Origin of the sequence: Bradyrhizobium sp. 17 (assembly GCF_023073515.1) — a bacterium.
GTDB lineage: Bacteria > Pseudomonadota > Alphaproteobacteria > Rhizobiales > Xanthobacteraceae > Bradyrhizobium > Bradyrhizobium canariense_D.
Window position 1 is genome coordinate 330391 of record NZ_JADPJQ010000119.1, and the last position, 1080, is coordinate 331470.

Sequence of the window (1080 nt, forward strand, 5' to 3'; positions counted from 1 at the left end):
CCGTCGCGGCCGGCCAGGTGCAGAAGCTGGCCAAGCACGGCGTCGACACCTTCCATTTCTACACCATGAACCGCGCCGATCTCGTGTTCGCGATCAGCCATTTGCTCGGCATCCGCGCCAAGAGCGCGCAGAAGGCGGCTTAAGACACCATGACCGTATCCACCTCTCCCAAGCGAACCGCCCTGCTCAACGCCGCGCGCGAGCGCATTCTCGTGCTCGACGGCGCCATGGGCACGATGATCCAGAATCTCCAGTTCGACGAGGCCGCCTTCCGCGGCGAGCGATTCAAGAACTTCCATCGCGATTTGCGCGGCAACAACGACCTCTTGATCCTGACCCAACCGCAGGCGATCGAGGACATCCACGCCGCTTACTTGCGCGCCGGCGCCGACATCGTCGCGACCAACACCTTCTCCACGACCTCGATTGCCCAAGCCGATTACGATCTCGCCGACATCGTCTACGAGATGGCGCGAGAAGGCGCCCGCCTCGCCGGCAACGCCGCACGCCGCGTCGAGGCCGAGGACGGCAAGCCGCGCTTCGTCGCCGGCGCCATCGGACCGACCAACCGCACCGCCTCGATCTCGCCCGACGTGTCCAATCCCGGCTACCGCGCCGTCACGTTCGACGACCTGCGCAAATCCTATGGCGAGCAGATCAACGGCATGCTCGACGGCGGCGTCGATCTGCTGCTGGTCGAGACCATCTTCGACACGCTGAACGCCAAGGCGGCGCTGTACGCGATCGCCGAGATCACGGAAGAACGTGGCATCGACATGCCCGTGATGGTGTCGGGCACCATCACCGACAAGTCCGGCCGCCTGCTGTCCGGCCAGTTGCCGGAAGCGTTCTGGCATTCGGTCCAGCACGCCAAGCCCGTCACCATCGGCTTCAACTGCGCGCTCGGCGCGGAAGATCTGCGCGCGCATATCGCCGATATCGGCCGCGTCGCCGACACGCTTGTTTGCGCCTATCCCAATGCCGGCCTGCCCAACGAGTTCGGCCAGTATGACGAGACCCCGGAATACATGGCCCGCCTGGTCGGCGAGTTCGCGCGCGATGGCCTCGTCAACATCGTCG

At 65.2% G+C, this 1080-nt stretch carries 2 protein-coding genes; both read left to right on the plus strand.

Going from position 1 to position 1080, the window contains the following annotated elements:
• Positions 1 to 143: methylenetetrahydrofolate reductase (locus IVB13_RS29135; RefSeq protein ID WP_247491021.1), on the plus strand; the 143-nt coding region annotated here is incomplete at its 5' end.
• Between the two features lie 6 nt (positions 144 to 149).
• The coding region (locus tag IVB13_RS29140; RefSeq protein WP_247491019.1) for a homocysteine S-methyltransferase family protein at positions 150 to 1080 on the plus strand (931 nt) is incomplete at its 3' end.